A 4,385-nucleotide genomic window follows, 5' to 3' on the forward strand; every position below is an offset into this window, starting at 1 on the left:
AGTAATTCTTTAGCTTCCACTTTATTCTTAGGTACTAAACAATTATCACAACAGCCACAATTCTCTCGCTCATAGTGCTCCCCGAAATAGTTGAGTAGGAAGGAGCGTCGGCAGAGGGTCGTCTCAGCATAGTCTGCTGTCTCCCTCAGTAGCACGCGTGCTATCTCTTGGTCTGCGACAGACTTCCCCTTGGTAAATCGCTCTAGCTTCTCTAGCTCATTGGGGTCATAGTATGCGATACAGACCCCTTCGCCTCCATCTCGTCCCGCTCGTCCTGTCTCCTGATAGTAGCCCTCTAGGCTCTTAGGCATATCATAGTGGATGACATAGCGTACATCGGGCTTGTCTATACCCATCCCAAAGGCGATGGTCGCTACGATGACCTCTACACGCTCTTCGATGAAGGCATCCTGATTCTCCATACGCTCCTTGGTCTCTAGCCCTGCATGGTAGGGGAGAGCCTTGATCCCGTTAGCCTGGAGTACCTGAGCGAAGGTCTCTACCTGTGTGCGACGCATACAATAGACGATACCACTCTTCTTGGGATTGGCTAGGATATAACGCACGATCTCTCGATCTACGTCTATTGTCTTAGGCCGTATCTGATAGAGAAGGTTGGGACGATTGAATGAGCTCTGGAATATAACGGCACTTTCTATCCCGAGGTTCTTCATGATATCATGTTGTACCTTGGGGGTAGCTGTAGCCGTGAGCGCCATGATCGGCCTAGGAGCTATCTCGGAGACAACGTTGCGTATACGTCGGTACTCGGGGCGGAAGTCATGTCCCCACTCTGAGATACAATGTGCCTCATCGACTGCATAGAAAGAGATGGGTACCTCCCGAAGGAGCTCCATATTCTCAGGCTTGTGCAGCGACTCGGGGGCGACGTAGAGCAGCTTGGTCTTGCCAGAGCGCATATCCTGCTTCACTTCCTCTAGCTTAGGGCGAGAGAGCGAAGAGTTCAGGAAGTGGGCTACGGCATCCTCCTCACAGAAGCCACGGACGGAGTCCACTTGGTTCTTCATCAGAGCGATGAGGGGGGAGATGATGACCGCAGTGCCAGGCATCAGTAGGGCGGGTAGCTGATAACAGAGGCTCTTCCCTCCACCCGTGGGCATTAGGACAAAGGTATCCTGTCCAGCGAGAATATGCTCTATGATCTCCCGTTGGTTTCCCTTGAATTGGTCAAATCCAAAGTATTTCTTCAGTGCCTTTGTTAGGTCTATGGCCTCCATACGCCTACTAATTATCCGTTCGTGCTCCTTTACTCCTCTAGGAGTGCTTTGTTGCTGGTTGTACTAAATTAGGTGTGAGGTGATATAATGTCGATATAATAGGTGTGATGATCTATTCCGTATGGTTAAGCCTCTACACGCTCTGCCAGTCGAGCCTCTACGTAGGCTCGGTCGATGGTGAAGGTCTTTACCTTTTTAGAGGGGAGGGTGTACATAGCCTCCATCATGACCTGCTCCATGATAGAGCGTAGTCCACGAGCACCGAGCTTCTGCTCCATAGTCTTCTCTACGATTGCATCTAGGGCATCCTCGGTGTACTTGAGCTTGATGTGGTCCATCTCGAACATCTTGGTGTACTGGCGTACGAGGGCGTTCTTGGGCTCAGTGAGGATCATGCGTAGCGTATCTCGGTGCAGAGGGGTGAGGTGTGTGATGATAGGGAGACGACCGATGATCTCGGGGATTAGCCCGAAGCTCTTCAGATCTCGTGCGTCTACGTACTTCATCAGCTCTTCCTCTGCCAGCTGGGCATGCTTTGCTCCTGGGCTGTTGTAGCCGACGATACGTGTATTGAGGCGATGAGCGATCTTACGCTCGATCCCATCAAAGGCTCCAGCACAGATGAAGAGGATCTGTTGGGTATTGACCTCGATCATCTTCTGATCGGGGTGCTTGCGTCCACCCTGAGGGGGGACATTGACGATAGAGCCCTCGAGGAGCTTGAGTAGCCCCTGCTGTACTCCCTCGCCACTTACGTCTCTTGTTATCGAGGGATTTTCGCCCTTACGAGCTATCTTGTCGAGCTCATCGATGAAGACGATACCACGCTCGGCAGCTGCTACATCGTAGTCTGCTACCTGCAGTAGACGTGTCAGTAGGCTCTCGATATCCTCCCCGACATACCCTGCCTGGGTAAGGACTGTCGCATCTACGATCGTGAAGGGAACCTTCAGAAGGCGTGCGATGGTCTTTGCTAGTAGAGTCTTACCCGTCCCAGTGGGGCCGAGGAGTAGGATGTTGCTCTTCTCGATCTCTACACCATCGTCCTCTGTGGACTGGGTCTGTAGTAGTCGCTTGTAGTGGTTGTAGACGGCTACCGATAGATATCGCTTGGCTTCATCCTGTCCCACGACATAGCCATCGAGATATTCCTTGATCTCCTGAGGCTTGGGAAGGGTGTCAAGTCCCTCTAGGGGAAGGTTGTACTTGTCCTGAGGGGCCTTCTCTGAGAGCTCCTCTAGTAGCTGATAGCCTCTGTAGATACAGGAGGTACAGATCTCGGCATCGAGCCCCTGGATGAGTGGCCCAGCCTCTTCCTCTGGTTGCCCACAGAAGGCGCAGTGGCGCTTATACTTCTTTGCCATTACTTCTCTACCTCTCGTATGAGTACCTTATCAATCATGCCATAGTCCTTGGCTTCGTAGGCATTCATCCAGTAGTCTCGGTCGCTGTCACGCTCGATCGTCTCGAAGCTCTGACCAGAGTGGGTCGATAGGATTGTATTGAGCTCCTTCTTGACCTTGATGACCTCACGGGCTGCGATCTCCATATCGCTAGCCTGCCCCTGCATACCACCTAGGGGCTGGTGGATCATCACTCGGGAGTGGGGGAGGGCGAAGCGCTTCCCCTTAGCTCCTGCTACTAGCAGGATGGAGGCCATGGAGGCTGCTACTCCAGTACATATAGTAGAGACGTCACAGCTGATATACTGCATCGTATCGTAGATGCCATAGCCTGCATATACGGCTCCCCCAGGGGAGTTGATATAGATAGATATATCCTTGCCGGGCTCGCTGCTATCTAGGAAGAGGAGCTGAGCCTGGATGACATTAGCTGTATAGTCATTGATCTGTGTCCCGAGGAAGATGATGCGATCCATCATCAGTCGGGAGAAAACATCCATCTGAGCGACATTCATAGGGCGCTCTTCGATGATTGTAGGTGAGATATAACTACTCTGCACCTGCATATAGTCCTCTAGGGCGAGGGTGTTCATCCCCAGATGACCTACAGCAAACTTTTTGAATTCGTTCATTTCTATTCTTGGGTGGTAGGGAGCACGCCATAAGGCGGACTCTTACAAACAAAGATAGAAATAATTCTGAATAGTGAAAACATCGCTTCACCCACTCTTTTACCTCCTCCTCCCCAGTCCCTATTAGCCCTCAATCTGTATACATGGAGCGACCGTCGGATATATCCGAGGTGAAAGCCAACTAGTGACGGTCCCTAAGGCTCGTAACCAGCTGGCTTTATGTTGTTCTCTGATGTGCTTCCGCTTGGGCTTGAGCTAAGGACTCTATGATCGAGAGGCTTCGTCTACCATACAGCCCCATCTTTTGTGTTCTTCACCTAAGCTTTCATCTACCGAATGGAAGATTACCATTGAGCTAGGTGTCGGTCGATGAGGCGTTCCACGTAGTAGAAGGCTCGCACTTTCTTTAGGTCTATTGTGAGGTCTTTGTAGGTGCTATTGAGTGAGCGTAGGGAGATGGTTTCGTTCTTCTTGCTGTGCTTGATGAGTTGCTTGATTAGGATGCCCTCCTCCTCAATCACGATTATTACGTTTGGGAACTTCGTGTTGATAAGCCCATACTTCCAGTCTTCGGGGTACACCTCACGGCAGAGGAGCACATCGCCATTACATAGTGCCCGCTTGGTGTCGTCGTCCATACTGTCCCCCCTTACTCGGAAGAGCTTGTATCTGTCGGAGACTTCACGCTCAAGGAAAACTTCCATAGAGTCGAACTCATCGTATATATCATCGGGGTCTTGTGAGCAGTCTCTGTCGTATAGGAAGCCTTTCCCTATGCCAGCTTTTGCTTCGATGGGGATAATGGGCAGTCGCAGGATGATGCGAGAACCAGAGGTGTTCGTTTTTACCTCGTTGGAGGCTCGTTGGGAGTTCTTCGGGGCTTCGTCTGTGGTGTCCTCAGAAGGGACAAACATCTTGCCCTCACCTGAGAGAAGCCAGCTACGGCTGTAGTGGGGGAAGAGTTCTATTATCCTATTCAATAAGGCGGGCGATATCCCTTTTGTTATCCCCTTCGATATGTTGTATAGCAACTGAGGGGATGAATATCCGAGCTTATATGACAGCGTAGCTGCTGTCATATTCTCATTGGAGATGATCGCATGTAAGATGTC

At 51.1% G+C, this 4,385-nt stretch carries 4 protein-coding genes; all 4 read right to left on the reverse strand.

The features are described from left to right. Positions 1-1,238: ATP-dependent DNA helicase RecQ (locus QZ554_RS08165; protein ID WP_297195711.1), on the reverse strand; the 1,238-nt coding region annotated here is incomplete at its 3' end. Between the two features lie 125 nt (positions 1,239-1,363). After that, on the reverse strand, positions 1,364-2,602 hold the full coding sequence (gene clpX / locus QZ554_RS08170) for an ATP-dependent Clp protease ATP-binding subunit ClpX (RefSeq protein WP_297195712.1): 1,239 nt from the start codon (positions 2,600-2,602) through the stop codon (positions 1,364-1,366). Further along, a complete protein-coding gene (gene clpP / locus QZ554_RS08175; protein WP_297195713.1) occupies positions 2,602-3,273 on the reverse strand; it encodes an ATP-dependent Clp endopeptidase proteolytic subunit ClpP in 672 nt (223 codons plus the stop codon). Before clpP ends, clpX begins: the two co-directional genes overlap by 1 nt. Before the next feature lie 344 nt (positions 3,274-3,617). Next, positions 3,618-4,385 (reverse strand): LexA family transcriptional regulator (locus tag QZ554_RS08180; RefSeq protein WP_297195714.1); only part of this gene is annotated, 768 nt, incomplete at its 5' end.

Origin of the sequence: uncultured Porphyromonas sp., from assembly GCF_915070105.1 — a bacterium.
Classification (GTDB): domain Bacteria; phylum Bacteroidota; class Bacteroidia; order Bacteroidales; family Porphyromonadaceae; genus Porphyromonas.